The 309-nt window shown below is 42.7% G+C and carries 1 protein-coding gene; it reads left to right on the forward strand.

Going from position 1 to position 309, the window contains the following annotated elements; all coding sequences use genetic code 11:
- Positions 1-309, forward strand: a 309-nt coding sequence (locus WG67_RS08150; RefSeq protein WP_458694997.1) for a GHMP family kinase ATP-binding protein, incomplete at both ends; no start/stop codon positions are given.

Below are 309 nucleotides of genomic sequence, written 5' to 3' on the forward strand. Positions count from 1 at the left end.
CTGTAATGAAAGCGGTTAATCTGCTGCTTAGGCATGCTCCTGTAAGCACTAAAGTCACTGTAAAGGTTGTAAAAAACATACCAATTGCTGCAGGACTTGGTAGCGGATCCTCAGATGCTGGAGCTGTGGTACGTACGCTAGGGAAGCTGTGGGAGATTGATAGGACGATTTTAAATGAAATAGCCTTAAACGTTGGTGCTGATGTTCCCGCAAGCGTAGATAGCAAGCCAGTTTTTGTTAGAGGTATTGGCGAAGAATTATGCCACATTAAAAAATTCTCTTTACCTACAAATGTGGTGCTTGTGAAAC

This window comes from Wolbachia endosymbiont of Drosophila incompta, assembly GCF_001758565.1.
GTDB classification, from domain to species: Bacteria; Pseudomonadota; Alphaproteobacteria; order Rickettsiales; family Anaplasmataceae; genus Wolbachia; species Wolbachia pipientis.